This window comes from Streptomyces sp. SID13726, assembly GCF_010548375.1.
GTDB lineage: Bacteria > Actinomycetota > Actinomycetes > Streptomycetales > Streptomycetaceae > Streptomyces.
Genome location: NZ_JAAGLY010000288.1, coordinates 1 through 500, shown reverse-complemented (window position 1 = coordinate 500; position 500 = coordinate 1). Strand labels below are relative to the sequence as shown.

Genomic DNA, 500 nt, shown 5'->3' with positions numbered 1-500 from the left:
GCTCCGCGACCGCGCGGTACAGGCCATGGGCGAGTTCAAGGCCGGAGTCTCCTCCAAGGCCAGTGAGGCGGTCGCGTGGATGCGCGGCCTGCCCGGCATGCTGTCCGGCGCCCTGGGCGACCTGGGCGGCCTCCTCGTCGACAAGGGCCGCGACATCGTCTCTGGCCTGTGGCGCGGTATCCAGTCCATGGGCGGTTGGCTCCGCTCATCCCTCGTGAGCTGGGCAAAGAGCGCGATCCCCGGCCCCATCGCGGACGCGCTCGGCATCCACTCTCCCTCGCGCGTCCTGGCGCGTGAGGTCGGCCGGTGGATCCCGGCCGGTGTGGTCAAGGGCATCGAGGCGGGCCGCGGCCTCCTCGACCGGACCATGCGCACGCTCGTCACCCCTCCCACCGTCCCCGACTTCGCGTACGCGGGGGCGGGCGGGTACGCGGGCGCAGGCCCGTACGGCCTGGGCGGCGCGGTGGTCGACACCGGCAGCAGCCGGGGCCCGCTCGTCC

The 500-nt window shown here is 74.4% G+C and carries 1 pseudogene; it reads left to right on the top strand.

The annotated features are described in order from the left end of the window. Positions 1-25 precede the first annotated feature (25 nt). A pseudogene (locus G3I78_RS47670) lies at positions 26-500 on the top strand (hypothetical protein); the annotation flags it as partial.